1 protein-coding gene is annotated in these 268 nt (G+C 67.5%); it reads left to right on the top strand.

Annotation, left to right across the window (positions count from 1 at the left end; genetic code table 11):
* On the top strand, window positions 1–268 hold a 268-nt coding region (locus R0J87_RS20945), incomplete at both ends, for a glycosyltransferase family 2 protein (protein WP_498888671.1).

Raw genomic sequence — 268 nt, 5'->3', positions numbered from 1 at the left:
ACGACGCCTCGACAGACGGAACCGCAGCGATCGTCGAAAGCTACTGCGCGAGGGATCCCCGTGTTCGGCTCATCCGTCAGGAGCACAACGCCTCGGCGTACCAGGCACGTCGCGTCGGGATCCTTGCGGCGAAGGCCGATCACCTGCTCTTCCTCGACGGTGACGACGAGTTCACCGAGACCGCCGCCGAGGCGGCGCTCGAGAAGGCGACCGCGACCGACGCAGATCTCGTGCAGTTCGGCGTCGAGGTCGTCCGTCTCGACGGGCG

It is taken from the genome of Halomonas sp. SIMBA_159, from assembly GCF_046536035.1.
Lineage (GTDB): Bacteria > Pseudomonadota > Gammaproteobacteria > Pseudomonadales > Halomonadaceae > Vreelandella > Vreelandella venusta_A.
Note: the sequence above shows the minus strand (reverse complement) of the source record. Positions and strands in the feature narration are given on the sequence as shown.